The sequence below is a fragment of the Streptomyces sp. NPDC003300 genome (assembly GCF_040610915.1).
In the GTDB taxonomy this organism is placed as follows: domain Bacteria; phylum Actinomycetota; class Actinomycetes; order Streptomycetales; family Streptomycetaceae; genus Actinacidiphila.
This window is the reverse complement of record NZ_JBEXNE010000038.1, coordinates 1-24,283: the sequence shown is the minus strand read 5'-3', so window position 1 is coordinate 24,283 and position 24,283 is coordinate 1. Positions and strand designations below refer to the sequence as shown.

The following is a 24,283-nucleotide window of genomic DNA, read 5'->3' as shown; positions in this document are numbered from 1 at the left end:
GGCAGCAGGCTTCCGGGCCGCAGCCGTCAAGACATCGATGGAGTACCGAGGACGATGAGCGAGATCACCCCGGCCGCCGAGACGGCTGCGCCCCACCGCTACACGGCCGAACTGGCCGCGGACATCGAGGGCCGCTGGCAGGACTTCTGGCAGGCCCACGGCACCTACGAGGCGCCGAACCCCAGCGGCGACCTGGACGGCGACCCCGAGACGGCCGCGCGCCCCAAGAAATTCATCATGGACATGTTCCCGTACCCCTCGGGTGCGGGACTGCACGTCGGCCACCCGCTGGGCTACATCGCGACCGACGTCTACGCCCGCCACCAGCGGATGACCGGCCACAATGTGCTGCACACCCTGGGCTTCGACGCCTTCGGCCTGCCCGCCGAGCAGTACGCCGTACAGACCGGCACCCACCCGCGGGTCACCACCGAGGCCAACATCGTCACGATGACGGCGCAACTGCGGCGGCTGGGCCTGGGCCACGACAAGCGCCGCTCCTTCGCCACGATCGACCCGGAGTACTACCGCTGGACCCAGTGGATCTTCCTGCGGATCTTCAACTCCTGGTACGACGAGGAGGCCGCCCGCGCCCGCCCGATCAGCGAGCTGGTCGAGCAGTACGAGGGCGGCGTCCGCGCGACCCCCGACGGCCGCGCGTGGGCGGAGCTGACCGTCGCCGAGCGCGCCGGTGTCCTGGACAGCCACCGGCTGGCGTACGTCGCCCAGTCGCCGGTCAACTGGTGCCCCGGACTGGGCACCGTGCTGGCCAACGAGGAGGTCACCGCCGACGGCCGTTCCGAGCGCGGCAACTTCCCCGTCTTCAAGGCCAACCTGCGCCAGTGGATGATGCGCATCACCGCGTACGCCGACCGGCTGCTGGACGACCTGGACCTGCTGGACTGGCCCGAGGCCATCAAGCAGCAGCAGCGCAACTGGATCGGGCGCAGCGAAGGCGCGCGCGTCGACTTCCCCGTGGCCGGCGCCGACCGCCCGATCACGGTCTTCACCACCCGTCAGGACACGCTGTTCGGCGCCACCTATATGGTGCTGGCCCCCGAGCACGACCTGGTGGACGCGATCGTCCCCGACGCCTGGCCCGAGGGCACCCACCAGGTGTGGACCGGCGGCCACGCCACGCCCGCGGAGGCCGTCGCCGCCTACCGCAAATTCGCCTCCTCGAAGTCCGACGTGGAGCGGCAGGCCGACGCCAAGGAGAAGACCGGCGTCTTTACCGGCGCCTTCGCCGTAAACCCCGTCAGCGGTGAAAATGTCCCCGTCTTCATCGCGGACTACGTGCTGATGGGCTACGGCACCGGCGCCATCATGGCCGTGCCCGCCCACGACACCCGCGACTTCGCCTTCGCCCGCGCCTTCGAACTGCCGATGCGCTGTGTCGTGGCCCCCACCGACGGCCGCGGCACCGACCCTGCCCAGTGGGACGACGCCTTCGGGTCGTACGACGCGACGATCGTCAACTCGGCCGGGTCCGGGGTGTCCCTGGACGGCCTGGGCGTGGTCGAGGCGAAGGCCGTGATCACCGCCTGGCTGGCCGAGCGCGGCATCGGCGAGGGCACCGTCAACTACCGGCTGCGCGACTGGCTGTTCAGCCGTCAGCGCTACTGGGGCGAGCCCTTCCCCGTCGTCTACGACGAGGACGGCGTCGTGCACGCGCTGCCCGACTCGATGCTGCCCGTCGCCCTGCCCGAGGTCGACGACTACAGCCCCCGCACCTTCGACCCCGACGACGCGGACACCTCCCCGGAGCCGCCGCTGTCGCGCAACGAGGACTGGGTGACGGTCGAGCTGGACCTGGGCGACGGCGTCCGCACGTACCGCCGCGAGACCAACACCATGCCCAACTGGGCCGGTTCCTGCTGGTACGAGCTGCGCTATCTGGACCCGCACAACAGCGAGCGGCTGGTCGACCCGGCCATCGAGCAGTACTGGATGGGCCCGCGCGAGGGGCAGCCCGCGGGCGGCGTCGACCTGTACGTCGGCGGCGCCGAGCACGCGGTGCTGCACCTGCTGTACGCCCGTTTCTGGCACAAGGTGCTGCACGACCTGGGCCACGTCTCGTCCGTGGAGCCGTTCCACCGGCTGTTCAACCAGGGCATGATCCAGGCGTTCGTCTACCGTGACGCGCGCGGCATCGCGGTGCCCGCCGTCGAGGTCGAGGAGCGGGACGGCGGCTGGTTCTACCAGGGCGAGCCCGTCAGCCGTGTGCTGGGCAAGATGGGCAAGTCCCTGAAGAACGCCGTGACGCCCGACGAGATCTGCGCCGAATACGGCGCCGACACCCTGCGCCTGTACGAGATGGCGATGGGCCCGCTGGACGTCTCCCGCCCCTGGGACACCCGCGCGGTCGTCGGCCAGTACCGGCTGTTGCAGCGCCTGTGGCGCAATGTCGTGGACGAGGCCACCGGCGCGGTGACCGTCTCCGAGGCCGAGCCCGACGAGGCCACGCTGCGCGCGCTGCACAAGGCGATCGACGGTGTCACCGGCGACATGGCGGGCCTGCGCTTCAACACCGCCATCGCCAAGATCACCGAACTGAACAACCACCTGACGAAGACGGGCGGCCCCGTGCCGCGCGCCATCGCCGAGCCCCTGGTGCTGCTGATCGCGCCCCTGGCGCCGCACATCGCCGAGGAGCTGTGGAGCAGGCTGGGCCACACCTCCTCCCTGGTGCACGAGCCCTTCCCGGTCGCCGACCCCGCCCTGGCGCAGGACGAGGCCGTCGTGTGCGTCGTCCAGATCAAGGGCAAGGTCAGGGCACGGTTGGAGGTTCCTCCGACCATTTCCGACACCGAGCTGGAGGCCCGGGCGCTGGCCGACCCGGCCGTCGTCGCGGCGCTGGGCGGTGCGGCGGTGCGCAAGGTGATCGTGCGGGCGCCGAAGCTGGTCAACATCGTGGTGTGAGGCCGCGGCTTCTTCGCAGGGGCGCCGCCTCGCGGAGCGCGACCCTTAAGGGGCAGGTTGGGGGATCGGCCGGATCCCGCGGCCTGCCCCTCCCGTTTACGGTGGAGACGTCTACGGTGGATGGTGGAGTGTCCGCCGTTCGAGGTTGGAGGAGAGCGCCCGTGGAAATCGCAGGCTTCGTCGTCCTGGTGCTCTTCCTCGCCTTCGTCACGCTCGGGGTCGTGGCCACCGTCAAGACCGTGCGCGCCGCGCGCCGCGGTGTCGCCCGCGCCTCGGCCCAGGCGCGCCGCGCCATCGAGGACACCCAGCTCAAGGCCCGCCGCTACACCACGACTGGCCCCGCGGGCCAGGTCGCGCAGCTCCGTATCGACCTGCGCACCGCCATCGACAGCACCTTCCGCGCCCTCGAACACGACCCGTCGCTGACGGAGGCCGCCGGTCTCATGGCCCGCCTCAACGACCACGCCCGCACCCTCGACCGCGAGCTGGCCCTCCTGGAGCGCGAGCCCGACCGCGCCCGCCTCGCCGCGCTTCTCCCCGACCTCTCCACCCGCGCCCACCGCATCACCCACTCCGCGGACTCCCTGCGCTGGGCCGCCCAGGACCGCGCCCACCAGTTCGCCTCCGACGACCTCACCGCCCTCCGCCACCAGATCGACATCGAATCGGCCGCCCTCCGCCACTGGGAGCCTGCGGCTCCGCCGAAGCTGAGCCCGACTGCGGAGTAGGCCCTTTGGCGGGGTGCGAGGGGTGAGCCTGGCGGGGTGTCAGGGGTGAGCCGTTGGCGGTTGTGGCAGGCGTGAGCCCTCGGAGGGCCGCCAGGGGTGAGCCTTTTTGGCGGGCCGCCAGAAGCCGAATGCGGCCCGTTCGGCGTGTGCGGCCGAAGCCCGAGCCTGGCGGGGGTGCCGGAGGCGACGTGTCAGCCCGTCCGGCGTGTGCGGGCGGGCCCCGGGGCTGGGGCGGGGCGCCAGAAGCGAACCATCAGCCCGTCAGGCGTTTGTGGGGGCACTGCCCGCGGCAGCCGGGGGAGACCGGCCCGCCCGGCAGTGAGGGCCCGAGTACCGCCCCGACCTGCGCACCGGTAACCTCCCCGTCATGTCCCCGCATGTCGCCATCGTCACGGATTCCACGGCCTACCTCCACCCCGAGGCCGTGCGCCGGCACAACATCTCCGTCGTGCCGCTCACCGTGGTCATCGGCGACGAAGCCCTCGAAGAGGGCACCGAAATCTCCGCCCCCGCCGTGGCACGAGCCCTCCAGCGGCGACATCCGGTCACCACCTCCCGCCCGTCCCCGGCCGAATTCGCCGCCGTCTACGAGGCCGTCGCCGACGCGGGCGCGGAGGCGATCGTCTCGCTCCACCTGTCCGGCGAGTTCTCCGGCACCTACGACGCGGCGCTGCTCGCGGCGAAGGAGGCGGCGGTACCGGTGCGGGTGGTCGACACCGGAATGGTCGCGATGGCGCTCGGCTTCACCGTCCTCGCGGCGGCCGAGACGGCGGAAGCGGGCGGCACCCCGGACGATATCGTCGCCGCCGCCGAGAAGCGGGCCGACGCCACCTCCGCGTACTTCTACGTCGACACGCTCGACTATCTGCGCCGGGGCGGCCGGATCGGCGCCGCCCAGGCGCTGTTCGGTTCCGCTCTCGCCGTGAAGCCGCTGCTGCGCCTCGTCGACGGCCGGATCGAGCTGATGGAGAAGGTCAGGACGGCCTCCAAGGCGATCACCCGGCTGGAGGAGATCGTCGTCGAGCAGGCGGGCACCCGCCGGGTGACCCTCGCCGTCCACCACCTCGCCTCCGCCGACCGCGCGGCGGCCCTCGCGGACCGGCTGCGGGAGCGGGTGCCGGGCCTCGACGACCTGGTGGTCAGCGAGGTGGGCGCGGTGATCGGCGCGCACACCGGGCCGGGGCTGCTCGGGGTCGTCATCTCGCCGCACTGAGCGGGGTGGGTGCCCGTTGGGGGCATGGGGCTTCGGCGGCGTGGGCGACCTGCGCGGTGTGAGCGGTGTGCGCGGCCTGCGAGGTGCGCGGCCTGCGCGGTGCGCGCGGTGTGAGCGGTCGGCGGGGCCGTCGGCCGGGGGCCTGAATCACCCTCACGGGTGACGGAGTTATCCACAATCGCCGAGTTGTCCACAGATTCAGACCAAGATCATCTATCGGCGGTGATCGGGTCCAGCATCGGACCCATGAACTCTCTGGAACCGATCCGCACCGCCATCCGTCCGCGACGAAAGTCCGGCCCCGACCCGGCCGAGGTGCGCGAACGCGCCGCCGCGCTGTTCGGTACGGCGGTGGAGCGCGGCGCGCGGGAAGGGCCGCCGGGGGCGCGGTCGGAACCACCGGAACGGTCGGGGCCGTCGCCTGAGTCCACGCCTGAGTCCACGCCTGAGCCCTCGCCTGAGTCCACGCCTGCGCTCTCGGCCAAGCCCTCGCCTGAGCCGCTGCCGCTGCCGCTGCCTCTGTCCGAGCGGCCCGCGGTGGCCGAGGAACCGACCGGTCCGGTACGACGCCTGCGCACCTGGCTCTTCGTCCGCTGCGGGCTGGAGTTCAAGACGGTGCTGGCGTTGGTGGCCGTACTGGTCATCGCGGGTGGCCTCGCGGTGCAGCACTTCGTGGCGGGCCGTCCCCGGACGATCGCGGTGCCGCCGCCGCTGTCGTCGTCGGGGAGGCCGCTGACGGCCGTGGGCGCCTCGGCCATGGCGTCGGCGGCCACGACCACCCCCGCGCCGAAACTCACCGTGGACATCGCGGGCAAGGTCGCCAAGCCGGGGCTACGGCGGCTTCCTTCCGGCTCGCGCGTCGCCGACGCCCTCTCCGCCGCCGGCGGCGCCCTCCCCGGCACGGACACCAGCACCCTCAACCTCGCCCGCCCCCTCACGGACGGCGAACAGATCCTGGTCGGCATCGCCCCGGCCCCCGGTGCCCCGGCCGATCCCGGCGACCCCGCAGCCGCCGCCCCCGCCTCCCCGGTCAGCCTCAACTCCGCCACCGCCGCCCAACTCGACGCCCTGCCCGGCGTCGGCCCCGTCCTCGCCCAGCACATCCTCGACTTCCGCACCCAGCACGGCTCCTTCACCTCCGTCGACCAACTGCGCCAAGTCCCCGGCATCGGTGACCGCAAATTCACCACCCTCAAGCCCCTGGTCCACCCATGACCCGCCCCGTGCCCGGCAGCGACGACCCGGAGGGCGCTGGGCCCGCGGCGAGCGAGCGGGCCGCTGTGCACGCGGCGGCGGCTTCGCGGCTCGGGGCCGCGAACCCACGGCAGGAGGGACCGCCGGATTGGCGGTTGGTGTGCCCCGCGGTCGCGGCGTGGGGCGGGGCGGCGGTCGGGCCGGGACTGGGGACGCGCGTCGGGATCGGGGTGGTGCTGGCGGCGCTCCTCGCGGGCGCGGCGCTGTTGATGGCGGCAGGCGTGAGGGGCGGCGGGCGGCGGGAGTTGGGGGCGGCGCTGGCGGCGGTGGTGCTGTGCGGGGCGGTGGGGGCGGGCGCGGCCGTGCTCGGGGAGGCGGACCGGTATCGGGGGCCGGTGGCGGGGATGGCCGAGCGCGGGGCGGTGGCGGAGGTCGAGCTGCGGGTGACAGGCGACCCGACGGAGGCCCGCCCACGGGTCCGGGGAGCCGCACAGGCGCCACGGACGGCCGTCGTCGGGGGAGAGGCGTTACGGGTCGGCGGCACGCGCGTCCGGACGCCGGTGGTGGTGCTGGCCGAGGGCGACGTCGGGCGGTGGCTGAAGCTGCTGCCCTCCACGACGATCGCGGTCACGGCCCGGCTGGCCCCGGCGGACCGGCCGGGGGACAGGGCCGCCGCCCTGCTCAAGGCGCAGGGACCGCCCCGCGTCCTGACACCGCCGAGCCTGCCCCAGCGCGTCGCGGGCCGACTCCGCGCGGGCCTGCGGGAGGCGAGCCGCCCACTGCCCGCGGACGCCAGAGCGCTGCTGCCGGGGCTGGTCGTGGGCGACACCATGGGCCTCACACCCGACCTGAAGGCTGCCTTCCGGGCCACCGACCTCACCCACCTCACGGCCGTCTCCGGAGGCAACCTCACGATCGTCCTGATCCTGCTGATCGGACCGCCGGGTGTGGCGATCAGGGCCGAACGACGGGGCCTGGCCGCCTCCTTGGGGCTGCCGCTCCGGCTGACGGCGCTGCTCGGCACGGGCCTGACGCTCGGATTCGTACTGGTCTGCCGACCGGACCCGAGCGTGTTGCGGGCCGCAGCCTGCGGGCTGATCACGCTGCTGGCCATCGGCACCGGCCGCCGCCGGTCCCTGCTCCCGGCGCTGGCCGCGGCGGTGCTGCTGCTGGTGCTGTACGAGCCGGAGCTGGCCCGCTCCTACGGCTTCGCGCTGTCGGTGCTCGCCACGGGCGCGCTGTTGACGCTGGCGCCCCGCTGGAGCGAGGCGTTACGGGCCAGGGGGGTGCCGCCGAGGCTGGCGGAGGCGCTGGCGGCGGCGGGGGCCGCGCAGGCGGTGTGCGGCCCGGTGATCGTGCTGCTGTCGGCCCGCCTCAGCCTGGTCGCGGTGCCGTGCAATCTGCTGGCGGAACCGGCGGTGGGTCCGGCCACGGTCCTCGGGTTCGGGGCACTGGCGCTCGCCCCAGTCGCGTTGCCCGCCGCCCGCGCGCTGGCGTGGCTCGCGGGCTGGCCGACCGGCTGGATCGCGGCGGTGGCCCGGCACGGCGCCGCGCTGCCGGGCGCCGAGGTCGCCTGGCCGGGCGGCTGGGCGGGCGCGGCGCTGCTGGCGGTGCTGACGGCGGCCGTCGTGGTCGGCGGCGGGGTGCTGCGGCGCAGGCCGTGGCTGTGCGTGGTGTGCGCGTTCCTGCTGCTGCTCGCGCTGGTGCGGCCGGTGGAGCTGCCGAGGTTCGTGGCGGGCTGGCCGCCGGGCGGCTGGCGGTTCGCGATGTGCGACGTCGGGCAGGGCGACGCCCTGGCGCTGTCGGCGGGTCCGGGCGCGGCGGTTGTGGTGGACGCGGGGCCGGAGCCGGACAAGGTCGACCGCTGCCTGCGCGATCTGCGCGTCACCTCCGTGCCGCTGCTGATCCTGACGCACTTCCACGCCGACCACGTGGACGGTCTGCCGGGGGTGCTGCGGGGCCGCAGGGTGGGCGCGATCGAGACGACGGTGCTGGGCGAGCCGCCGCGGCAGGCCGGGGCCGTACGGCGGGAAGCGGCGGCGGCCGGGGTGCCGATGGTGCTCGCGGCGGCGGGGGAGCGGCGCGGTCTCGGCCCGCTGGAGTGGCGGGTGCTGTGGCCGCCGCCCAGTGCGGCGGCGCTGCCCGACAACGGGCCGAACGACGCCAGTGTGGCGCTGCTGGTCCGCACCGGAGGTCTGACGCTGCTGCTGATGGGCGACCTGGAACCGGCCGCGCAGGAGCGGCTGTTGGCGCAGGCGCCGGATCTGCCGCGGGTCGATGTCCTGAAGGTGGCGCACCACGGTTCGGCGTATCAGGACGAGGAGCTGTTCGACCGGGTGCGGCCGCGGCTCGCGGTGATCTCGGTCGGCGCGGACAACCCCTACGGTCACCCGGCGGCCCGGACGGTCGCGGCGCTGCGGGCGCTGGGGGCGGTGGTGCTGCGGACGGACACCGACGGGTCGATCGCGGTGGCCGAGGACGGGCGGGGGGAGCTGCGGACGAGCGTGGCCGGGAAGGGGGCAGGGATTCTTTGTAAAGGAGTGCTTGTAAGGGAAGCTTTCTAAAGATAGCTTTAGATACATGGAGGACAAGCCGATGGAGTCCAAGGTCCAGCTCACCGACCCGCGCGCCCTGCGCGCCTACGCGCACCCCACGCGGATGTCACTCGTCGGGCTGCTCCGCCGCGAGGGGCCGTTCACGGCGACGCGGGCGGCGGAGCTGACCGGCGAATCCGTCGCCAGTTGCTCGTACCACCTGCGGATACTCGCCAAATACGGCCTGGTGGAAGAGGCACCGCCAGGACCCGGGCGGGAGAAGCCGTGGCGGGCGACGGCCGAGTTCACGAGTTGGCCCGGCTACTCCGAGGACACGGCGGTCGCGTCGGCGGCCGAGGCGCTGACGGTGGCCGTCGCCGAGAACTACTTCCACCGGATGACGCGGGCCATCGAGACGCGCGGCGCACTGCCCCGGAAATGGCAGGAGGCCGAGCGCTTCACGGACACGTCCCTGTATGTGACGCCCGACGAACTGACCGCGCTCGGCGAGGAGATCGACGCGCTCCTGGCCCGGTACGCCGACCGGATCAACGACCCGGCCCGCCGCCCCGAGGGCGCCCGGCGGGTGCCCTACCTCCAGATCGGCTACGTCGACCCCGAGCACCCCGAGCACCCCGAGGACGGCCGCCCTCCGGAACCCGACCCCGAGGAGAGGTGAGCGCCGTGGTGCCGGAACTGCTCAGGCAGCGCCCCTTCCGGCGGTACTGGACGGGCCAGACCGTCTCGCTGCTCGGCGACCAGATCACCTTCCTGGCCATTCCGCTCGCCGCCGTCCTCGTGCTGCACGCCGACGCGGCCCAGATGGGCTGGCTGTCGATGGCGGGCCTGCTGCCCGCGCTGCTGTTCTCGCTCCCGGCCGGGGCCTGGGCCGACCGACGCGGTCGCCGCAGGCAGACCATGATCGCCGTCGACCTGCTGAGGGCGGCCCTGATGGTCTCGCTCCCGGTGGGTTACGCCCTCGGGGTACTCACCCTGGCGCAGCTCTACGCGGTCGCCTTCGCCGTCGGCACGCTCGCCGTCGTCTTCGACGTCTGCAACGCCACGCTGTTCGTGTCGCTGGTGCGCCCCGAGGAGTATGTGCGGGGCAATTCGCTGACCAGCGGCAGCCGGGCCTTCTCGTTCGTGGCGGGCCCCAGCGTCGGCGGCCTGCTCGTGCAGGTGCTCGCCGCACCGCTCGCGCTGCTCGCCGACGCCTGCTCGTATCTGGTCTCGGCCGTGCTGCTCGCGCGGATAGACCCGGTGGAACCACCGGCCGCGCCGCCGCGCAAAGGGCACTTCACGGCGGGGCTGCGCTTCATCGTCCGCTCCCGCGTGCTGCGCCCGCTCGCGGCGGCGGCTGCGACGGTGAACTTCTTCAACTTCGTCTTCCACACCCTGGTGATCCTCTACGCCGTCGAACAGCTCGGCCTGAACGCGGGGCTGTTGGGCATGGCCATCGGGGCCGGCGCGGTCGGCAGCGTGATCGGCGCGGTGCTCACCGGACGGATCGCCCGGTCGATCGGGGTCGGGCCGACCCTGGTCCTGGGATTCATAGGGTTCCCCGCGCCGCTGATCCTGATCCCGTTGGCGACCGGGCCGACACCGATGCTGCTCGCCGCCTTCTTCGCCGCCGAATTCGCTTCCGGCTTCGGCCTGATGCTGCTCGACATCGCCAGCGGCTCCTTGCAGAGCGCCGTCATACCCGACGCCCTGCGCTCACGGGTCAGCGGCGCCTTCCGCACCGTCAACTACGGTGTCCGCCCGCTCGGCGCGCTCGTCGGCGGCACCCTCGGCAGCGCGATCGGACTGCGCCCGACGCTGTGGATCGCCACCGTCGGCGGCCTGCTCAGCGTGCTGTGGCTGCTGCCCTCGCCGATACCGCGCATACGCGAACTCCCCGACGAGGAGCCCGACCCGGCGGCGGAAGCGCAAGCGGAGACGGAAGCGGCGGCGGATCGGAAGACGGCGGCAGCGACGTAGGCCCGCGCACGCCGCCCCGCGCAGGCCGCCCCGCGTACCCCGCCCCGCGTACCCCGCCCCACTACTCCAGCCAGCCCTCGAACTGCGCGGCCAGCGCGTCCAGCGCCGACGTGTCGAGACCGCCGTTGCTGTCCTCGACGACCACCAGCCACTGGGCGTCCTCGGCGTCGTCCTCGCCCGCGAGGGCGTCCCGGACCAGGTACGGCTCCTCGCGCAGGGCGAAGCGCGCGGTCAGCAGCTCGGCGACCTCCTCCGCGGCGTCGCGGTCGGGCAGCACCAGCACATGTCGTACGTCGCTCACCGCACCAGTGTCCCCGACGCGGTGCGGCGATGTCCGACCCCCGTGGGATGCTGGGCGGCGATGGCCAGGAAGACTGCTTCAGACGACCCGCTCGCTCCGCTCACGCTCGCCGTGGGCCAGGAGGACCTGCTGCTCGACCGCGCCGTGCGCGAGGTGGTCATGGCGGCCCGCGCGGCCGACGCGGACACCGATGTGCGGGATCTGGCCCCCGAGGCGCTCCAGCCGGGCACGCTGGCGGAGCTGACCAGCCCGTCGCTGTTCGCCGAGCGCAAGGTCGTGGTGGTGCGCAACGCGCAGGACCTGTCGGCGGACACGGTCAAGGACGTCAAGGCGTATCTGGCCGCGCCCGTCGAGGAGATCACGCTGGTCCTGCTGCACGCGGGCGGCGCCAAGGGCAAGGCGCTGCTGGACGCGGCGCGCAAGGCCGGGGCGCGCGAGGTGGCCTGCCCGAAGATGACGAAGCCCGCGGACCGGCTGGCGTTCGTGCGCGGCGAGTTCCGTACGCTGGGCCGCTCCGCGACGCCCGAGGCCACCCAGGCCCTGGTCGACTCGATCGGCAGCGACCTGCGGGAGCTGGCGAGCGCCTGCGCGCAGCTCGTCGCCGACATCGAAGGCACCATCGACGCGGCCGTGGTCGCCCGCTACTACACCGGCCGCGCCGAGGCCACCGGCTTCGAGGTCGCCGACCTCGCCGTCACCGGCCGTACCGCGGAGGCGCTGGAGCGGCTGCGCTGGGCGCTGTCCGTCGGCCAGCCGCTGCCCGGCATCACCTTCGCGCTGGCCTCCGGCGTCCGCGCCATCGGCAAGCTCGCCTCCGCGCCGCGCGGCGCCAACCCCGGCCAGCTCGCCAGGGACCTCGGCATGCCGCCGTGGAAGATCGACCGGGTCAGGCAGCAGATCCGCGGCTGGTCCGCGGACGGCGTCTCGACCGCCCTGCGGGCCGTCGCCGAGGCCGACGCCGCCGTCAAGGGCGGCAGCGCCGACCCCGCCTACGCCCTGGAGAAGGCCGTCGTCACCATCGCCCAGGCGTCCCGCGCCCGCTCCTGACCGGAGACCGGACCGCGCGCCCCTCGGACAGCGGCCCTCGGACAGCGACCCTCGTGGAGCGGCAGCACCCCTCCGACAGCGGCCCTCGTACAACAGAACCGCCCGTCCGGGACTCCCGGACGGGCGGTTCACGTCAGTGCTCTCACTGGGTGCGGTCGCGCCCGCGTGGCGAACGCAGATCGTGCGCGACCGCGGTGGTGCGAAGTGCGGGTCCGGGCGGTAGAGGGGCCGCTGGGTCCGGTTGCCCGCGATGAATCGAAAGAGCGGAGATCAGAGAGCGGAGACCGACTGAGCCAGCGCCGACTTCTTGTTGGCGGCCTGGTTCTTGTGAATGACGCCCTTGCTGACGGCCTTGTCGAGCTTCTTGGCGGCGAGACGAGCGGCCTCGGTGGCCTTCTCGGCGTCACCGGCGGCCACGGCCTCGCGGGTGCGACGGATCGCGGTCTTCAGCTCGGACTTGACGGCCTTGTTGCGCAGGCGCGCCTTCTCGTTGGTCTTGTTCCGCTTGATCTGGGACTTGATGTTCGCCACGAAAGAGCCTTCTCAGGTTCGATTGATACTTGGGTTGCTGCTTGGGGTGTGCTGCTCGGGGTTTGCCGCTTGGTACTGAAACGAGCAGATGCCTCGGGTTAGAGGGCACGAGGCACAGTGCTCCAGGCTACCAGCCGTTCACAGGACGGCCCAAACCGGTGCCGGTGCCGCAACCATGGGACGATAGCCCTTACGCCAGCCCCGCTCGCCCCGAGCAACCAGCCCGCCCGACCCGAGAAAATGGACCCTGCGTGCCCGCGACCCCTTCCCATGTGCCGGAGCCGAGCCGTACCGACCCGGCGTTGATCCGCAACTTCTGCATCATCGCGCACATCGACCACGGCAAGTCCACCCTCGCCGACCGGATGCTCCAGCTCACCGGCGTCGTCGACGCACGCCAGATGCGCGCCCAGTACCTCGACCGGATGGACATCGAGCGCGAGCGGGGCATCACGATCAAGTCGCAGGCCGTCCGGCTGCCCTGGGCGCCGACCACGGGCGACGGCACCGGCAGCACGCACATCCTGAACATGATCGACACCCCGGGCCACGTCGACTTCACCTACGAGGTCTCGCGGTCGCTCGCCGCCTGCGAGGGCACGGTCCTGCTGGTCGACGCGGCGCAGGGTATCGAGGCGCAGACCCTCGCCAACCTCTACCTGGCGATGGAGAACGACCTGACGATCGTTCCCGTGCTGAACAAGATCGACCTGCCGGCCGCCCAGCCGGAGAAGTTCTCCGAGGAGCTGGCCAACCTCATCGGCTGCGACCCCTCCGATGTGCTCAAGGTCTCGGCGAAGACCGGCGTCGGCGTGGACGCGCTGCTCGACCGGGTGGTCCAGGACGTGCCGCCGCCGGTCGGCGTCGCCGACGCGCCCGCCCGCGCGATGATCTTCGACTCGGTCTACGACTCCTACCGGGGCGTGGTCACCTACGTCCGTGTCATCGACGGCCAGCTCACCAAGCGTGAGCGGATCAAGATGATGTCCACCGGCGCCACCCACGAACTGCTGGAGATCGGCGTCTCGTCGCCCGAGATGAAGCCGCACGACGGCCTCGGCGTCGGCGAGGTCGGCTATCTGATCACGGGTGTGAAGGACGTACGGCAGTCCAAGGTCGGTGACACCATCACCACCTTGAACCGCGGCGCGACCGAGGCGCTGGGCGGCTACAAGGACCCCAAGCCCATGGTGTTCTCCGGCCTCTACCCGCTGGACGGCTCCGACTACCCCGAGCTGCGCGAGGCGCTGGACAAGCTCCAGCTCAACGACGCGGCGCTGGTCTACGAGCCGGAGACGTCCGCCGCCCTCGGCTTCGGCTTCCGCGTCGGCTTCCTCGGCCTGCTGCACCTCGACGTGATCCGCGAGCGCCTGGAGCGCGAATTCGGCCTCGACCTGATCGCGACCGCGCCCAACGTGGTCTACCGCGTCGTCATGGAGGACCGCACCGAGCACACAGTCACCAACCCCAGCGAGTTCCCCGAGGGCAAGATCGCCGAGGTCTACGAGCCGGTGGTCAGGGCGACGGTGCTGGCGCCCACCGAGTTCATCGGCGCGATCATGGAGCTGTGCCAGAACCGGCGCGGCTCGCTGCTCGGCATGGACTACCTCTCCGAGGACCGGGTCGAGATCCGCTACACCCTGCCGCTGGCCGAGATCGTCTTCGACTTCTTCGACAACCTGAAGTCCAAGACCCGCGGCTACGCCTCGCTCGACTACGAGCCCACCGGCGAGCAGAGCGCCGACCTGGTCAAGGTCGACATCCTGCTGCACGGCGACAAGGTGGACGCCTTCTCCGCGATCACCCACAAGGACAAGGCGTACGCGTACGGCGTCCGGCTGGTGGCCAAGCTGCGCGAGCTGATCCCGCGGCAGAACTTCGAGGTGCCGATCCAGGCCGCCATCGGCGCCCGCGTGATCGCCCGCGAGACCGTCCGCGCCATCCGCAAGGACGTGCTGGCCAAGTGCTACGGCGGTGACATCTCGCGTAAGCGCAAGCTGCTGGAGAAGCAGAAGGAAGGCAAGAAGCGGATGAAGATGGTCGGCAACGTGGAGGTGCCGCAGGAGGCGTTCATCGCCGTCCTGTCGACCGACTCCGAGGGCGAGTCGAAGGCGAAGAAGTAGAAGAAGCAGGTGAGGGGCGGGGTCCGGGGCCGAAGCGGCAGGGGATGAGGCGAACGGGGCATCCGGGGCAACCGGCGGGCCTTCCCCTCTTACGCGCCGGGCGTCGGCCCTCTACCCTGATCCGACGTAGGTTACTGGTGAGTTAAGAACACAGGCGCGGGCCCGGAGGTTGTCGTGACCGACACACAGACGTTGATCGAGAATCGGCCGCCCTCCGTGGCGACGCTCTTTCTGGAGCGCGTGACGGCGACCCCTGACGCGGAGGCGTACCGCTTCCCCGTCCCGTCCGAGAGCGGCCAGGGCCCCGACACCTGGCAGGCGCTCACCTGGGGCGCCGCCGCCGAGCGGGTCTACGCCATCGCCGCCGGCCTGATGGACCTCGGCATCCGGCCCGAGGAGCGGGTGGCGATCTCGTCCAACACCTCGGTCGACTGGATCCTCGCCGACCTGGGCATCCTGTGCGCGGGCGCGGCCACCACCACCGTCTACCCGAGCACCAACGCCGACGAGACCGCGTTCATCCTCGCCGACTCCGGCAGCCGCGTCCTGATCGCGGAGAACGCGGCGCAGCTCGCCAAGGCCCGCGAGCGCCGCGCGGAGCTGCCCGAGCTGACGCATGTCGTGGTCATGGACGCGGCCGGGGCGGCCGACACGGACGGCGACGGCTGGGTGCTGTCGCTCGACGAGCTGATCAAGCGCGGCGCCGCCTACCTGGAGCGGCACCCGGCCGCCGTCACCGACGCCGTCGCCGCCATCACCAAGGACCAGCTCGCCACCCTCATCTACACCTCCGGCACCACGGGCCGCCCCAAGGGCGTCCGGCTGCCGCAGGACTGCTGGGCGTACATGGCGCGCGCCATCGAGGCGATCGGGCTGCTCGACGAGAACGACGTTCAGTACCTGTGGCTGCCCCTCGCGCACGTCTTCGGCAAGGTGCTGACCGCCGGGCACATCACCGTCGGCCACGTCACCGCCGTCGACGGCCGCGTCGACAAGATCATCGAGAATCTGCCGGTCGTCCAGCCGACCTACATGGCCGCCGTGCCGAGGATCTTCGAGAAGGTCTACAACGGGGTCGCCGCCAAGGCCAGGGCGGGCGGGGGCGCCAAGTACAAGATCTTCCTGTGGGCGGCCGAGGTCGCCCGCGAGTACGCCAAGGCCGCGCAGAACAGCATGCGGCTGACCGGCGTCCCGACCGTGCCGGTCGGCCTGCGCACCAAGCACGCGATCGCCGACAAGCTCGTCTACGCCAAGATCCGCGAGGCGTTCGGCGGGAAGCTGCGCGCCTGCGTGTCCGGCTCGGCCGCGCTCGCCCCCGAGATCGGCTACTTCTTCTCCGGCGCCGGAATCCACATCCTTGAGGGCTACGGCCTCACCGAGTCCAGCGCCGCCAGCTTCGTCAACCCCGGCGAGTCCTACCGCACCGGCACCGTCGGCAAGGCGCTGCCCGGCCTGGAGGTCCGGATCGCCGAGGACGGCGAGATCCTGCTGCGCGGCCCCGGCATCATGCAGGGCTACCACGGGCTGCCCGAGAAGACCGCCGAGGTGCTGGAGTCCGACGGCTGGTTCCACACCGGCGACATCGGCGAACTGTCGCCCGACGGCTTCCTGAAGATCACCGACCGCAAGAAGGACCTGATCAAGACCTCGGGCGGCAAGTACATCGCGCCCGCCGAGGTCGAGGGACAGTTCAAGGCGGTGTGCCCCTTCGTCAGCAACGTCCTGGTCGTCGGCGGCGGCCGGAATTTCTGTACGGCGCTGCTCGCCCTCGACGAGCCCACCATCCTCGTCTGGGCCGCGGAGCACGGCCTCGAAGGCCGCTCGTACGCCGATGTCGTCGGCACCGACGAGGTCCGCGAACTCATCGCCGGCTACGTCCAGCGCGTCAACGACAACCTCCAGCGCTGGCAGCAGATCCGCGAATTCCGCGTCCTGCCCCGCGACCTCGACATCGAGCACGGCGACCTCACCCCGAGCCTGAAGCTCAAGCGCCCGGTCGTCGAGCGCGAATTCGCCCCGCTGATCGAGGAGATGTACGCCGGAGCGCGCGAGGCGTAAGCCCCCGCGAGCGGCGCGCAGGGTACCCCTCGCGGGCGCGCCGCGCCCGGAGTTGGCCGGGCGGGGACCGATTCGGGGGACCCGGGGGTCACGCGGCGCGTTCGGACGGGTTCGGTGTGTCACGGTGTGTGCGTTGTCGCCGCATCCTCGGGAGCCGCCTGTGAGGCTCGACCCGCCACGCCCCCGCGAGGGCACCGGCACCCGTACCGCCAGCACCCGTACCGGCGCCGGTATCAGCACCGGCACCGCTGCCGGGACCACGCTGCCCGGCAATCAGCTCGCGGCGGGCGCCGCCCGGCGCTTCCTGCGGGCCGCGCTCGCCGACTGGACGAGCCAGGGCCTGCCGGAGGCCGCCGCGTTCACCGAACAGGTCGTGGACGACGCGATCCTGCTGGTCAGCGAGCTGGTGACCAACGCGGTGATCCACGCGGGCACCACCGTGGGCGTCCTGTGCCGACTGGAGACGAGAGCGCAGGCGGCGGCGGAGGCGTTCGGGGACAGCGGGTCGCGGGAGCCCGGTCTGGTGATCGAGGTGTCCGACCAGTACCCGGCACGGGTGCTGCGCGGCGACGACCGCCCGGACCCCGGCGACCACAGGGAAGGCGGTCGCGGCCTGCAACTCGTCGCCGCCCTGTCCGACGCCTGGGGCATCAGCTACCGCCGCGACCGTAAAACCGTCTGGTGCCGCCTCGACCTCACCGGCCCGCCCCCGCCTGACGGGAGCGAAGACGAGAGCGAGGAGCCGCTCCGGCGCGGCCTGCGGGCCGCCGAGATCCTGGCGCCCGCGCCCTCCGGCTCCGCCCGGAAAGCGGACTCCGACTGGATCAACCGCGGCTCCCTGTCCTTCCTCGCCGAGGCGTCCGATCTGCTCGCGGGCCAGCTCGACGAGGACAACGTGGCCGTGCTGGCGACCCAGCTCCTCGTGCCGCGGCTCGCGGACTGGTGCGCGGTCTGGCTCTACGGGACCGGCGGCCGGCCACGGCTGTCCAGCGTCTGGCACGGCGCGGAGCACCGTATCGACGGCCTGCGCGCCGTACTGGAGAAAACCCCGCCCCCGCCGGGCCTGCGCTCCGGCACCCGCCTCGGCGGCGCCATGCCGTGGCCCTGGCCGGCCACCGACGACATGTGGGAGCACGGCGGCGCGCTGGCCGTACCGCTGGTCGCCGCCGGGCGCTGGCACGGCACGCTGCTGCTCGGCCGCACCGGCCTGCTCGGTCTGCCGGGCGAGGTCGTCGGCCTGGTCGAGGACTTCGGGCGCCGGGTCGCGCTCGCCGTGGACACCGCGCGGCAGTACGCCCGCCAGGCGATGATCAGCACCGTCCTGCAACGCGGCCTGCTGCCGCCCGCCGCGGGCCGCATCCCCGGCGTCGACCACGCCGTGGTGTACGAGCCCACGGCCGGCGACTGGGTCGGCGGCGACTTCTACGACCTGTTCCCCGCGGGCGACGGCCGCTGGTGCTTCGCCCTCGGCGACGTCTGCGGCAACGGCCCCGAGGCCGCCTCGCTGACCGGCATCGCCCGCCCGGTCCTGCGGCTGCTGGCCCGCGAGGGCTACGGCGTCCCCGACGTCCTCGACCGCCTCAACAAGGCGCTCGCCGACGAGGCCGCCACCGCCCTGATCGGCGAGACCGGCGACTGGGAGGGCGGCCAGGCCCGCTTCCTGTCGCTGCTCTACGGCGAGATCGTGCCGTACGCCACAGGCCGCGGCGCCCGCTGCACGCTCGCCTCGGCAGGCCACCCGCTGCCGCTGGTCCTCACCCCGGACGGGCGGGTACGCGAGGCCGCGAGCCCGCAGATGCTGCTCGGCATCGGCGACGACACACGGTACGACTGCGAGTCCTTCGACCTCACCCCCGGCGAGACACTGCTGTGCGTCACCGACGGCGTCACCGAACGCCGCCGCGGGCACCGGCAGTTCGACGACGACGACGGCCTGGCGGCGGCGCTCGGCGGCTGCGTGGGGCTCAACGCCGTCGCCGTCGCGGAACGCATCCGGCGCGCGGTCCACGAGTACGACGACGCGCCGCCCGCCGACGACCTGGCGCTGCTGGTCCTCCAGGCGAGGTGAGCGCGCCGGGACCGGCGTCCGAGCGGGGCCGGGACCGGCATCCGAGCGGGACGGGACCGGGACCCGAGCGAGGCCGGGACCGGGACCCGAGCGGGACCGGGGCCGCGACCCGAGCGAGGCCGGCGACCGTGCGGATTCGGGCACCTCGCGCGTACCGGATACTGGACAGATGCCTTCCGTACTGCCTGATGGTGAGCCCGTGCCCGCGGACGGGACGCTGCCCGCGCACGCGCTCGACGGGGCGGCGGACCGGCCGCTCGGCTTCTACCTGCACGTGCCGTACTGCGCGACGCGCTGCGGCTACTGCGACTTCAACACCTACACCGCCACCGAATTGCGCGGCTCGGGCGGCGCCCTCGCCTCCCGCGAGAACTACGCGGACGTGCTCACCGACGAGATCCGGCTGGCCAGGAAGGTCCTGGGCGACGACCCGCGCCCGGTCGAGACGGTCTTCGTCGGCGGCGGCACCCCGACGCTGCTGCCCGCCGCCGACCTCGTCCGCGCCCTGGCCGCGATCCGCGACGAATTCGGCCTCGCCGACGGCGCCGAGATCACCACGGAGGCCAACCCGGAGTCCGTCGACCCCGGCTACCTCGCGGAACTGCGCGCGGGCGGCTTCAACCGGGTGTCGTTCGGGATGCAGAGCGCGCGGCAGCACGTACTGAAGGTGCTGGACCGCACCCATACCCCGGGGCGGCCCGAGGCATGCGTCGCCGAGGCGCGCGCCGCCGGATTCGAGCACGTCAACCTCGACCTGATCTACGGCACGCCGGGGGAGTCCGACGACGACTGGCGCGCCTCCCTGGACGCGGCCGTCGCCGCGGGTCCCGACCACGTGTCCGCGTACGCGCTGATCGTCGAGGAGGGCACGCAGCTCGCCCGGCGGATCCGGCGCGGCGAGGTGCCCATGACCGACGACGACGTGCACGCCGACCGCTACCTCATCGCGGACGAGCGGCTGGCCGCCGCGGGCTTCACCTGGTACGAGGTCTCCAACTGGGCCACCACCCCCGCCGGGCGCTGCACCCACAACGAGCTGTACTGGACCGGCGCCGACTGGTGGGGCGCGGGGCCCGGCGCCCACAGCCACGTCGGCGGCGTGCGCTGGTGGAACGTCAAGCACCCCGGCGCCTACGCGCAGGCCCTCGGCGAAGGACGCTCACCCGGCGCCGGGCGGGAGATCCTCACCGCGGAGGACCGCCGCGTCGAGCGCGTCCTGCTGGAACTGCGCCTCGCCGACGGCTGCCCCCTCGACCTCCTCGCCGAGGAGGGCGCCCGCGCCGCCGCCCGCGCGGTAACGGACGGCCTCCTGGAGGCCGGTCCTTACGCGGACGGCCGCGCCGTCCTCACCCTGCGCGGCCGACTCCTGGCCGACGCCGTCGTCAGGGACCTGGTCGACTAGGAGCCGCCCCGGGGCGGCTTCCCTACGGCGCCGTCACGAAGTCGATCAAGTGCTCCACCGCGCCCAGCAGCTCCGGCTGGAGGTCCTTGTAGGTGTGGACCGAGGCCAGGATTCGCTGCCACGCCTCACCCGTCGTCATGTTCCAGCCGAGGCTGCGGCAGACCCCCGTCTTCCAGTCCTCGCCGCGCGGGACGCGCGGCCACTCACGGATGCCGACGGAGGACGGCTTCACGGCCTCCCACACGTCGATATAGGGGTGGCCGACGATCAGGACGTCCGCCCCGGTGACCGCCGCCGCGATACGGGACTCCTTGGAGCCCGGCACCAGGTGGTCGACCAGGACGCCCAGGCGGGCGTCGGGCCCCGGCGAGAAGGACTCGACGATGGCCGGGAGGTCGTCCACCCCCTCCAGGTACTCGACCACGACGCCCTCGACGCGCAGGTCGTGCCCCCAGACGCGTTCGACCAGCTCGGCGTCGTGCCGGCCCTCGACGTAGATCCGTCCGGCGCGCGCCACCCGCGCCTTCGCGCCGGTGACCGCGATCGAGCCGGAGGCGGACAGCAGGGGCCCGCGCGGGCCCGGCGCCTGCGGGCGGACGAGGGTGACCTGCTTGCCGTCGATGAGGAAGCCGCGCGGCTCCATCGGGAAGACGCGGTGCTTGCCGAAGCGGTCCTCCAGCGTGACCGTCAGCCCCTCGGCGGTCTTCTCCACCCGCACCACGGCCCCGCAGAAACCGGTGCCGACCTCCTCGACCACCAGATCCCGCTCCGCGGCCACCTCGGGCGCGGGCGTACTCCGCTTCCACGGGGGAGTGAGGTCGGGGTCGTCGTAACTCCTGCTGCGCATGAGGGAGATCGTAACCAGGGCGGCTACGCGACGGACCCGAAGCGGGCCGCCAGCGCGTCGCGCTGGGCCCGTACGAAGCGGGCGTCGACCACCGCGCCGTGGCCGGGCACGTAACGGGCCGTCTCGCCGCCGAGGGCGAGCAGCGCGTCCAGGGTGCCGGGCCAGCGGTCGGGCGCCGCGTCGTCGTCGGCCTGCGGCTCGCCCGACTCCTCGACCAGGTCGCCGCAGAAGACCACGGCGGGATCGCTCGGGGTGGCGCCCGGCACGACCACCACCAGGTCATTGCGGGTGTGGCCGGGGCCGGGGTGGACCAGCAGCACCGGACGGTCGCGGCCCAGGTCCAGGGCGTACTCACCGCTGACCGGGTGGCCGGGCAGCACCAGGGCCTCGGCGGCCCGCGCCGCCTCCGCCGGGTCGGTGCCGAAGGCGACCGCCGACTCGCGCAGCGCCTCCCGCTCGCGCCGCAGCAGCGCGGCCAGCGACGTCTGCCCGTACACCTCGGCGCCGGGGAAGGCCGCCGTGCCGAAGACGTGGTCGAAATGGCCGTGGGTGAGCGCGACATGGGTGACGGTCCGGCCGGTCAGCGCCTGGACCTGGGCCCGCAGCTCGGCGCCCTCCCGCAGCGTGGAGCCGGTGTCGACCAGCAGCACACCGTCGTCGCCGACCACCAGTCCGATGGTCACATCCAGATGCGGCAGCCGCCGCCGCGCGACACCGGGAGCCAGCTGCTCCCACCCTGTGCCCTCCACCGGCTCCGCCGGTTCCGCAGATCTCACGTGACCGACGCTATCGCCGCCGCGCCCGCGCCGCCCGTCGTCCGCCGCCGTCCCCTGCCGCCCGTCGCCGACCGTCGCTCCGTCGCCTCGTACCGCCGCCCATCCCGCCACACTTCGCCCACCCGTACGGTGCCCTTGCCTCGCCCTCGCTACCTCGCCGTACACTTGCTGCGGGGCGGCTGGCACTCGAAACGCAGGAGTGCCAGGCCAGGGCGGTTTTAAGGACCGGTAGACGGACGAGGCCATACGGCTGGAGGTGCGCGATGCTGAGCGAACGCAGGCTCGAAGTGCTGCGTGCCATCGTCCAGGACTATGTCGGGACCGAGGAGCCGGTCGGCTCCAAGGCGCTCACCGAACGGCACCGGCTGGGCGTCTCGCCCGCCACCGTGCGCAACGACATGGCGGTCCTGGAGGACGAGGGATACATCGCCCAGCCGCACACCAGCGCTGGCCGCATTCCCACCGACAAGGGCTACCGGCTCTTCGTCGACAAGCTCGCGGGCGTCAAACCGCTGTCGTCGGCCGAGCGCCGCGCGATCCAGAACTTCCTGGACGGCGCGGTCGACCTCGACGACGTGGTGGGCCGTACGGTACGGCTGCTCGCGCAGCTCACCCGGCAGGTCGCCGTCGTGCAGTACCCGTCGCTGACCCGCTCGTCGGTCCGGCACGTGGAACTGCTGCCGCTGGCGCCCGCCCGCGTGATGCTCGTGCTGATCACCGACACCGGCCGGGTCGAACAGCGGCTCATCGACTGCTCCGCGCCGATCGGCGAGACCGTGCTCGGCGACCTGCGCGCCCGGCTCAACAGCCGGGTCGTCGGCCGCCGCTTCGCGGACGTGCCCCCGCTGGTCCAGGACCTGCCGGACGGCTTCGACCCGGACGACCGCCCCGCGGTCACCGCCGTGCTCGCCACGCTCCTCGAAACGCTCGTCGAGGAGACCGAGGAGCGGATCATGCTCGGCGGCGCGGCGAATCTCACCCGGTTCAACCACGACTTCCCGCTGACGATCCGGCCGGTGCTCGAAGCACTCGAAGAGCAGATGGTGCTCCTCAAACTGCTCGGCGAGGCCAAGGATTCGGGCATGACCGTACGGATCGGTCATGAGAATTTTCACGAGGGGCTCAATTCCACTTCGGTGGTGGCGGTCGGCTACGGTTCGGGCGACGAGGCAGTCGCCAAACTCGGCGTGGTCGGACCGACCCGCATGGACTACCCCGGAACGATGGGAGCGGTACGCGCAGTGGCACGTTACGTCGGACAGATCCTGGCGGAGTCGTAAGTGGCCACGGACTACTACGCCGTTCTCGGCGTGCGCCGCGACGCAGGCCCGGACGAGATCAAGAAGGCGTTCCGCCGGCTCGCCCGTGAGCTGCACCCGGACGTCAATCCGGACCCCAAGACGCAGGAGCGGTTCAAGGAGATCAACGCCGCCTACGAGGTGCTCTCCGATCCGCAGAAGAAGCAGGTCTACGACCTCGGCGGCGATCCGCTGGCCGCCGGTGGCGGAGGCGGCGCGGGCGGCTTCGGCGCGGGCTTCGGCAACTTCAGCGACATCATGGACGCCTTCTTCGGGCAGTCGCAGCAGCGCGGGCCGCGCTCGCGCACCCGGCGCGGCCAGGACGCGATGATCCGGCTGGAGATCGAGCTGGACGAGGCCGCGTTCGGCACCACCAAGGACATCCAGGTCGACACCGCCGTGACCTGCGGCACCTGCAACGGCGAGGGGGCCGCGCCCGGCACCGCCGCGCAGACCTGCGACATGTGCCGCGGTCGCGGCGAGGTCTCCCAGGTCACCCGGTCCTTCCTCGGCCAGGTCATGACGTCCAGGCCCTGCCCGCAGTGCCAGGGCTTCGGCACCGTCGTGCCCACCCCCTGCCCCGAGTGCGCGGGCGACGGCCGGGTCCGCTCCCGCCGTACGCTCACCGTCAAGATCCCCGCGGGTGTCGACAACGGCACACGTATCCAGCTCGCGGGCGAGGGCGAGGTCGGCCCCGGCGGCGGCCCGGCCGGTGACCTCTACGTCGAGATCCGCGAGGTCCCGCACCCGGTCTTCCAGCGGCGCGGCGACGACCTGCACTGCACGGTCACCATCCCGATGACGGCCGCGTCCCTCGGCACCAAGTGCCCGCTGGAGACGCTGGACGGCCTGGAGGAGATCGACATCAGGCCCGGCACGCAGTCCGGCCAGTCCATCCCGCTCCACCAGCGCGGTGTCACGCACCTGCGCGGCGGCGGGCGCGGCGACCTCGTCGTGCACGTCGAAGTCCTCACCCCCAGCAAGCTCGACGCCGAGCAGGAGAATCTGCTGCGGCAGCTCGCCGTCCTGCGCGGCGAGGAGCGGCCCCTGGGGCAGTTCGCGCCGGGCCAGCAGGGCCTCTTCTCCCGTCTCAAGGACGCCTTCAACGGGCGGTAGCGCGCCCGCGCTCCGCACGAGGGTGCCCCCCGCGGGGGGGGGGGGGGGGGGTAGCCGTTGATTATAGGGGCGCGGGGAAACCGGGACCCGCCGAATGGGTACCGGGGGTAACCAACGGCCCCAATGTGGCGGGGTAGGTTTTTAC

General features: G+C 72.8%; 18 protein-coding genes. 14 read left to right on the top strand and 4 right to left on the bottom strand.

Going from position 1 to position 24,283, the window contains the following annotated elements; genetic code table 11:
* Window positions 1–54: 54 nt before the first annotated feature.
* From leuS to ABZX65_RS33570, 7 genes are all read left to right on the top strand, one after another.
* Window positions 55–2,922: a leucine--tRNA ligase gene (gene leuS, locus ABZX65_RS33600; protein ID WP_355348900.1), complete on the top strand. Its 2,868-nt coding sequence runs from the start codon at window positions 55–57 to the stop codon at window positions 2,920–2,922.
* Window positions 2,923–3,083: 161 nt separating this feature from the next.
* The gene (locus ABZX65_RS33595) at window positions 3,084–3,650 is read left to right on the top strand and encodes a hypothetical protein (RefSeq protein WP_355348897.1); all 567 of its coding nucleotides are present in this window, start codon (window positions 3,084–3,086) and stop codon (window positions 3,648–3,650) included.
* 367 nt (window positions 3,651–4,017) lie between these two features.
* On the top strand, window positions 4,018–4,863 hold the full coding sequence (locus tag ABZX65_RS33590) for a DegV family protein (protein WP_355348894.1): 846 nt from the start codon (window positions 4,018–4,020) through the stop codon (window positions 4,861–4,863).
* 246 nt (window positions 4,864–5,109) lie between these two features.
* Complete coding sequence (locus tag ABZX65_RS33585) at window positions 5,110–6,078, top strand: helix-hairpin-helix domain-containing protein (RefSeq protein WP_355348891.1); 969 nt, start codon at window positions 5,110–5,112, stop codon at window positions 6,076–6,078.
* A complete protein-coding gene (locus tag ABZX65_RS33580; protein WP_355348888.1) occupies window positions 6,075–8,621 on the top strand; it encodes a ComEC/Rec2 family competence protein in 2,547 nt (848 codons plus the stop codon). Before ABZX65_RS33585 ends, ABZX65_RS33580 begins: the two co-directional genes overlap by 4 nt.
* Before the next feature lie 16 nt (window positions 8,622–8,637).
* Window positions 8,638–9,270, top strand: coding sequence for a helix-turn-helix domain-containing protein (locus ABZX65_RS33575; protein ID WP_355348885.1), 633 nt, complete (start codon window positions 8,638–8,640; stop codon window positions 9,268–9,270).
* A complete protein-coding gene (locus tag ABZX65_RS33570; RefSeq protein WP_355348882.1) occupies window positions 9,267–10,571 on the top strand; it encodes an MFS transporter in 1,305 nt (434 codons plus the stop codon). The genes ABZX65_RS33575 and ABZX65_RS33570 overlap by 4 nt, the downstream gene beginning before the upstream one ends.
* 61 nt (window positions 10,572–10,632) lie before the next feature.
* On the opposite strand, the gene ABZX65_RS33565 is transcribed toward ABZX65_RS33570, so the two are convergent.
* On the bottom strand, window positions 10,633–10,872 hold the full coding sequence (locus ABZX65_RS33565; RefSeq protein ID WP_355348879.1) for a hypothetical protein: 240 nt from the start codon (window positions 10,870–10,872) through the stop codon (window positions 10,633–10,635).
* A 60-nt stretch (window positions 10,873–10,932) separates the two neighbouring features.
* Here ABZX65_RS33565 and holA point away from each other — a divergent pair, with 60 nt between their 5' ends.
* The gene (holA, locus tag ABZX65_RS33560; protein WP_355348876.1) at window positions 10,933–11,919 is read left to right on the top strand and encodes a DNA polymerase III subunit delta; all 987 of its coding nucleotides are present in this window, start codon (window positions 10,933–10,935) and stop codon (window positions 11,917–11,919) included.
* A 270-nt stretch (window positions 11,920–12,189) separates the two neighbouring features.
* Here holA and rpsT read toward each other — a convergent pair whose 3' ends face one another.
* Window positions 12,190–12,450 (bottom strand): 30S ribosomal protein S20, encoded by a 261-nt coding sequence (gene rpsT, locus ABZX65_RS33555; RefSeq protein WP_188280821.1) that lies wholly within the window; start codon window positions 12,448–12,450, stop codon window positions 12,190–12,192.
* 251 nt (window positions 12,451–12,701) lie between these two features.
* Here rpsT and lepA point away from each other — a divergent pair, with 251 nt between their 5' ends.
* The 4 genes from lepA (at window position 12,702) to hemW (ending at window position 20,101) form a co-directional block, all read left to right on the top strand.
* Complete coding sequence (gene lepA, locus ABZX65_RS33550; protein ID WP_355348872.1) at window positions 12,702–14,573, top strand: translation elongation factor 4; 1,872 nt, start codon at window positions 12,702–12,704, stop codon at window positions 14,571–14,573.
* 174 nt (window positions 14,574–14,747) lie between these two features.
* Window positions 14,748–16,631 (top strand): AMP-dependent synthetase/ligase, encoded by a 1,884-nt coding sequence (locus ABZX65_RS33545; RefSeq protein WP_355348869.1) that lies wholly within the window; start codon window positions 14,748–14,750, stop codon window positions 16,629–16,631.
* Window positions 16,632–16,863: 232 nt separating this feature from the next.
* Window positions 16,864–18,699 carry an ATP-binding SpoIIE family protein phosphatase gene (locus ABZX65_RS33540; protein ID WP_355348978.1) on the top strand — a complete coding sequence of 612 codons (1,836 nt, stop codon included), beginning with the start codon at window positions 16,864–16,866 and terminating at the stop codon, window positions 18,697–18,699.
* 169 nt (window positions 18,700–18,868) lie between these two features.
* A complete protein-coding gene (hemW, locus tag ABZX65_RS33535; RefSeq protein ID WP_355348866.1) occupies window positions 18,869–20,101 on the top strand; it encodes a radical SAM family heme chaperone HemW in 1,233 nt (410 codons plus the stop codon).
* Window positions 20,102–20,123: 22 nt separating this feature from the next.
* Here the strand turns inward: hemW and ABZX65_RS33530 are convergent, their stop codons facing one another.
* Window positions 20,124–20,948, bottom strand: coding sequence for a DUF3097 domain-containing protein (locus ABZX65_RS33530; protein ID WP_355348863.1), 825 nt, complete (start codon window positions 20,946–20,948; stop codon window positions 20,124–20,126).
* A 23-nt stretch (window positions 20,949–20,971) separates the two neighbouring features.
* Entirely contained in the window at window positions 20,972–21,724 is a 753-nt protein-coding gene (locus ABZX65_RS33525) for an MBL fold metallo-hydrolase (RefSeq protein WP_355348860.1), read from the bottom strand.
* 263 nt (window positions 21,725–21,987) lie between these two features.
* Here ABZX65_RS33525 and hrcA point away from each other — a divergent pair, with 263 nt between their 5' ends.
* Window positions 21,988–23,004, top strand: coding sequence for a heat-inducible transcriptional repressor HrcA (hrcA, locus tag ABZX65_RS33520; protein ID WP_355348857.1), 1,017 nt, complete (start codon window positions 21,988–21,990; stop codon window positions 23,002–23,004).
* Window positions 23,005–24,138, top strand: coding sequence for a molecular chaperone DnaJ (gene dnaJ, locus ABZX65_RS33515; RefSeq protein ID WP_355348854.1), 1,134 nt, complete (start codon window positions 23,005–23,007; stop codon window positions 24,136–24,138).
* The last annotated feature ends 145 nt before the right edge of the window (window positions 24,139–24,283 follow it).